This is a genomic window from Streptomyces flavofungini (assembly GCF_041028215.1).
GTDB lineage: Bacteria > Actinomycetota > Actinomycetes > Streptomycetales > Streptomycetaceae > Streptomyces > Streptomyces flavofungini_B.
The window spans coordinates 1-4,496 of record NZ_JASKYR010000623.1; the positions used below are offsets into that span (position 1 = coordinate 1).

Here is a 4,496-nt window from a genome sequence, read left to right on the forward strand (position 1 = left end):
CCGACGCCCCGCGCGGCACACCGCGCGACGAGATCCAGCCCGCCGCGCACATCGTCGGCGAGATCGCCGTGAAAGGCGCCGAACGCTCATCGGGCCGCCCCGTGGGCATGCTGCCCGAGGAGCCCCGCGCCCCGCACACGGTCACAGGAAGCGGCGGATCGGCACCACCGCGTACTCCTTGGACCGCTGCACGAGTGAGCGACGCTGCCAGCGCCCCTTCTCGATCCGCTCGCTGACGGCCAGGTCGTCCTCGAAGTGTCCGTCGAGGACGGCCGTGAACTCCGGGTCGAGGACGGCGAGCATGACCTCCTCGTCGTGGTCGAGCGAGCGCCGGTTGAAGTTGGTCGAGCCGACCAGTGCCGCGACCCGGTCCACCGTGATGATCTTCGCGTGCATCATCGTCGGCTGGTACTGGTGGATGCGTACGCCGCACGCCATCAGGTCCTCGTAGAAGTTCTGGCCCGCCAGCTGGCAGACCCGCTTGTCCGTGTGCGGGCCCGGCAGCAGGATCTCCACCTCGACCCCGCGGCGCGCGGCGGCGCAGAGCAGCTCGGCGAAGTAGGCGTCCGGCGCGAAGTAGGCCGTGGCGAGGCGGAAGCGCTCCTCGGCCGATTCCAGCATCACCCGGATCAGCGTCTGCATGTCCTGCCAGCCGAAGCTGGCGGAGCCGCGCACGACCTGGACCACCGCGTCGCCCTGCGGGGGCAGGTCGATGAACCGGTCCCGCTCGTCGAAGAGTTCCTCGTGGCACTCGGCCCAGTTCTGGGCGAAGGCGGCGGCGATGCCGTCGACCGCAGGGCCGCGCACCGAGACATGCGTGTCGCGCCACTCGTGCTCGTCGCGGGCGTCGCCGCACCACTCCTCGGCGATGCCCACGCCGCCGGTGAACGCCACGGACTCGTCGACGACGAGGACCTTGCGGTGGCAGCGGTGGTTCTGCTTGAACGGCGAGAGCGACATCGGCTTGCGGAACCACGTCACGTGCACTCCGGCCCGCTCCATCAGCTCCAGTTGATCCTTCTCGATGAGGCGGCTGCCGAAGCCGTCGAGGAGCAGCCGCACCCGCACCCCCCGGCGGGCGCGGCCCGCGAGCGCCAGGGCGAAACGGTGGGCGATCTCACCCTTCCAGTAGACGAAGGTCATCATGTCCACCGTGTGCTCGGCGCCCTCGATGGCGTCGAGCATCGCGGTGAAGATCTCATCGCCGTTACGGAGGGGGACCAGGGCGTTGCCCTCGGTCGCCGCGATGCCTATCAGCCGCTCCAGGCGCCGGCGGATGCGGGCGACCCGGTAGGCGAAGAGCTCGGCATCGGGTCTCTGCGCGGTGTCGACGGCCGCTTCCGGCCGGTCCTGCGTACTGGTCATGAAGTCACCTGGCCGGCACACGAAGGGGGAGAGGGGCCGCCGCTGCCCGGTCCGGCACAGGCCGCGCGGCGAGCAGACTGTACGCCACCCTGATTGTGGTGCGTGCGGCCGGGCATCCGGAAGAGGACCTCGGTGACAAGACCTCGGTCCATTCGACTCGACTCCACTCAAGGAGCCTCCATGGTTGTCGTCGGTATCGTCGCCGTCTGCGTGGTCCTGGCCGTACTCGCCTTCTTCGTGCCACGCCTTTCGCGCCACCCCGAGCGCGGGACGCAGCGCGGGCTCGGCATGGGTTCGCGGGCGGGCGGCAAGGCCCCGGGCGTGCTGGGGCGCATCTTCAGCAAGCCTTTCCGTTCCAGCTCCAAGGCCGTGGGCCGCAGTGGGGCCGCGGGCCGCAGGGCCCGTGGCCGCATGCCGTTCTGACATTGCGCGAACTGATCCCGGTTCAGGGGGTGTAGGTGCCTCCGCATCGGGCACCCGGGAACTACAGGGGTGACAACCTGTGAGGCACCGTTGTGAATGGTCAGTGGGCGGTGCCGGGTGTGAACTGGGCGGCCGCGTCCTCGTGGGACAGAGACGCGGCCGCTCACGCATGCCGTCGCAGTGGCTCACTCCTCCTGGGCCAGCGCCCACAGGCCCAGATAGGCCCGCTGGATGAACGCGCCGGTCGGCGAGGGGTGTGTGTTGGCCAGCGCGGCCAGGGCGATCCGGTGCCGGGGGTCGAAACCCGCGAAGGCGGTGAAGCCGCGGGTGCCCCCGGAGTGGTGGTAGAGGGCGTGGCCGGGGCGCGGGCGGATGTTCCAGACGAGGGCGATGCGCCTGCCGGTGCGCGGCAGGGCGATGCGGGGCCGGGTGACGTCGGCCAGCGCGGCCCGCAGCGGCTCCGGAGTCGCCGCGGGCGCCGTCGCCGGGTCCGTCAGACAGTCCAGGAACGCCAGCAGATCGCGTGGACTCGACCGCCCCGCCCCGGCGCCCGCCAGGGTGGGCATCCGCCAGGCGGGGCGTGCCCGGCCGTGCCAGTAGCCGGTGGCCTGCGGCTGGTCGGTGTCGCAGCTCGTACGGGCCAGGCCGAGCGGGCGCAGGACGCGCTCGTCGAGCAGCGGGCCGTAGCCGCCATCGGGGCCGTGCGCGGCACGGACGAGCGCCTCGCCGAGCAGGCCGACCCCGAGGTTGGAGTAGTGCACGCGGGTGCCGGGAGCGGCCCGCGGTCTGATACGTGCGAGTGCGCGCCACAGCTCATCGGGGGAGCAGTGGGCGTAGGGGTTGCTGAAGTAGGCGGACGCGCTGCCGCGCAGAAAGCCCGGGGGCACCCGTGGGAGCCCCGAGGTGTGGGTGGCCAGATGGCCGAGGGTGATGGGGGCGCCGCGCTGTCTCGGAGCGGCGCCGCGCGGCAGGAAGCGGGCGACGGGATCGTCGTAGGCGACCTCGCCGCGCGCGACCATCTCGGCGAGCAGCAGCGCGGTGAACGTCTTGGTGAGCGAGCCGATCTCGAACCTGGTGCCGGGACCGGCCGGGCTCCCGCCCTCCCACCGGGTCCCGCCGGTGGCCACGACCACCTGGTGCGGCCCCCGCCGCACCGCGAGCGCCACCGCGCTGGCCCCGGGGGCGGCATCGCGCAGTCCGGCGAGGAGGGCGGTGGCCCAGGCGGGGCCGCGCGGTGTGCTCTCGTCGGACAGACGTGCCGCGACCCCGGCCGCGCCGCCCGGTGGCCGTTCGCCACGCGCGGTGCCCGGGGCGGCCCTGGACGGACCGTCGCGGCTCATGCCGCCGCCGTCGGCGCCTCGCCGCCCAGCGTGCGGGAGACCGCGAGGGTTCCGGCGATGGCGGCGACCACGGCGGTGTGCTGGTGATCGGTGAACCGGCGGGTGCGGTCCTCGGAGACCGGATCGCCGTCGCGCGGCACGAGCCCGTCCTCGTGCTGGACCGCGGCGAGCCGCTCCCAGTCCGCGGGCTCGCAGTAGGGCTCGTCGAGACAGCAGCCGACGAGCATCAGCTCGCCCACCAGGTCCCACTGTTCGGCCTCCGCCCAGATGTCGATCCACACCGGCAGCCACGTGGTCACGTACGCGGTGAGGTCGGCGGGCAGCCCCTCGGGGCGGGCGCCCCAGTCGGTGAGGTGGAAGACGGTGTGGGTGGCGGAGTAGCCGGTCATCCAGTCCACCAGCCACGGCTCGGGCAGGGCCCCGAGCCAGGTCGCGCGGGTGAGCGCGGGCCAGTCGTAGGACCGGTCGTCCTCGTCGAGGCCGATCACACGCGCCGCGTTGGCCACGGCGAGCCGCCGGTTGGGCATCATCTCCGCGCCCCGTACGGACCGCAGCGCCGTCGTGTGGGCGAGGAGCCGGTTGAGGGGCTCGTGGCGCAGGCCGCTGCGGGCGAAGGGCGCGTAGGCCTCCAGCGGGTCGGTCATCATCGAGTACCGCAGGAGCCGCTCGTACAGCATGTCGCCCGTGCCGAGCTGCCGCCAGCCGAAGTCGAGGAGTGCACGGGCCATCCGGAGCTGGGCGCTTCCTGCGACCGCTTCGCGCAGGACGAGGGAGGCGGCGAGCGCGGTCTCGCCGAGCGGTTTGTAGACGCTGTCCGGGTCGCCGAGATCGGCGGTGGTGTCGGGGGGCAGCGCGCCGATCTCGTGGTGCTCGTGGAGCCAGGCCAGGGCCCGGGTGCTCACGTGGTGCGCTGTCCGGGTCGCGGTTGCCGTCATGGGGTCTCCCGGGAGGGGTCAGGCGGGTGCGCGTCCGGCCGGGGCGAGGAGGCGCCCGGCGATCGCCGCGTCGAGTGCGAGGCGGGGCCCGCCGCCGAGCAGGCGCAGATGCTCGACCAGGGGCGCCGGGTCGAGCGGCAGGCGCACGCCTTCCGCGCTCAGCAGGGCCAGCCAGCGCGTGATGCGCATGGCGGTGGGGAAGTCGCGGCGCAGCACGGCACGGCTCGCGCCGCGTGCCAGGGCGAGCGGCGCGGCCCGCGCGGCGGCGTGCACGGGCCCTTCGAGCCCCGGCAGGGCGAGGGGGGAGAGTTGGCCCATGCGGACGGACCAGCGCTGCCAGTCGGAGCCGTCCGGGACGGGGGCCCCGGCGGGCATGGGCGCCAGGATCTCACCGCCGGAGAAGCGGGCCAGCAGACTCGCGGTGGCCCAGTCC

The 4,496-nt window shown here is 73.6% G+C and carries 4 protein-coding genes and 1 pseudogene; 1 reads left to right on the forward strand and 4 read right to left on the reverse strand.

Translation table 11 applies throughout. The features are described 5' to 3' along the window. Window positions 1-141: 141 nt before the first annotated feature. On the reverse strand, window positions 142-1,365 hold the full coding sequence (locus tag AB8Z36_RS31185; RefSeq protein ID WP_369216744.1) for a phospholipase D-like domain-containing protein: 1,224 nt from the start codon (window positions 1,363-1,365) through the stop codon (window positions 142-144). Window positions 1,366-1,545: 180 nt separating this feature from the next. Here AB8Z36_RS31185 and AB8Z36_RS31190 point away from each other — a divergent pair, with 180 nt between their 5' ends. Next, window positions 1,546-1,788 (forward strand): DUF6411 family protein, encoded by a 243-nt coding sequence (locus tag AB8Z36_RS31190; protein WP_369216745.1) that lies wholly within the window; start codon window positions 1,546-1,548, stop codon window positions 1,786-1,788. 185 nt (window positions 1,789-1,973) lie between these two features. On the opposite strand, the gene AB8Z36_RS31195 is transcribed toward AB8Z36_RS31190, so the two are convergent. The 3 genes and pseudogenes from AB8Z36_RS31195 to AB8Z36_RS31205 form a co-directional block, all read right to left on the reverse strand. Next, a complete protein-coding gene (locus AB8Z36_RS31195) occupies window positions 1,974-3,128 on the reverse strand; it encodes a serine hydrolase domain-containing protein (protein ID WP_369216746.1) in 1,155 nt (384 codons plus the stop codon). Then, window positions 3,125-4,063: a DUF6895 family protein gene (locus AB8Z36_RS31200; RefSeq protein WP_369216747.1), complete on the reverse strand. Its 939-nt coding sequence runs from the start codon at window positions 4,061-4,063 to the stop codon at window positions 3,125-3,127. The genes AB8Z36_RS31195 and AB8Z36_RS31200 overlap by 4 nt, the downstream gene beginning before the upstream one ends. Before the next feature lie 18 nt (window positions 4,064-4,081). Continuing rightward, window positions 4,082-4,496 (reverse strand): annotated as a pseudogene (locus tag AB8Z36_RS31205) (hypothetical protein); the annotation flags it as partial.

Coding starts and splice junctions, on each gene's coding strand:
- AB8Z36_RS31185 (WP_369216744.1), bottom strand. CDS start 1,365: ATGACCAGTACGCAGGACCGGCCGGAAGCGGCCGTCGACACCGCGCAG.
- AB8Z36_RS31190 (WP_369216745.1), top strand. CDS start 1,546: ATGGTTGTCGTCGGTATCGTCGCCGTCTGCGTGGTCCTGGCCGTACTC.
- AB8Z36_RS31195 (WP_369216746.1), bottom strand. CDS start 3,128: ATGAGCCGCGACGGTCCGTCCAGGGCCGCCCCGGGCACCGCGCGTGGC.
- AB8Z36_RS31200 (WP_369216747.1), bottom strand. CDS start 4,063: ATGACGGCAACCGCGACCCGGACAGCGCACCACGTGAGCACCCGGGCC.